Genomic DNA, 262 nt, shown 5'->3' with positions numbered 1-262 from the left:
AGTTTCGAATGGGATAAGGACGCTTTTCCAGACCCTGAAGGCTTAATTTCACGGATTCATGATAAAGGTCTAAAAGTCTGCGTTTGGTTAAATCCGTATATCAGTCAAAAGTCCCGGCTCTTTAAGGTTGGTAAAGAAAAGGGCTACTTCATTAAACATAGCGATGGTAACGTTTGGCAATGGGACCTCTGGCAAGCTGGCCAAGGAGTCGTAGACTTTACTAATCCTGAAGCTACCAAATGGTATAAAGATTACCTACGTG

General features: G+C 42.4%; 1 protein-coding gene. It reads left to right on the top strand.

Annotated features, from left to right (window positions below):
* A partial coding sequence (locus tag SAY88_RS25200; protein WP_332635170.1) for a TIM-barrel domain-containing protein occupies positions 1-262 on the top strand: 262 nt, incomplete at both ends.

This window comes from Halalkalibacter flavus (assembly GCF_036663575.1).
In the GTDB taxonomy this organism is placed as follows: Bacteria; Bacillota; Bacilli; order Bacillales; family Bacillaceae_D; genus Halalkalibacter; species Halalkalibacter flavus.
The sequence above is the reverse complement of the archived record's forward strand: the minus strand, read 5'-3'. Positions and strand labels throughout refer to the sequence as shown.